Source organism: Neisseria sp. P0009.S007, assembly GCF_051962515.1.
In genome coordinates, this window is record NZ_JBQCVF010001263.1 from 1 (window position 1) to 239 (window position 239).

General features: G+C 56.1%; 1 rRNA gene. It reads right to left on the minus strand.

What is annotated here, in order from left to right:
- Window positions 1-239, minus strand: a 16S ribosomal RNA gene (locus ACTHS3_RS18540); the annotation flags it as partial.

Here is a 239-nt window from a genome sequence, read left to right on the forward strand (position 1 = left end):
CTTCCTAGGTTGAGCCCAGGGCTTTCACACCCGACTTGCCAAGCCGCCTACACGCGCTTTACGCCCAGTAAATCCGAACAACGTTTGCACCCTCTGTATTACCGCGGCTGCTGGCACAGAGTTAGCCGGTGCTTGCTAAAGAGGTACCGTCATCAGATGGGGTATTAGCCCACCCTTATTCTTCCCTCTCCACAGAGCTTTACAACCCGAAGGCCTTCATCACTCACGCGGCGTCGCTG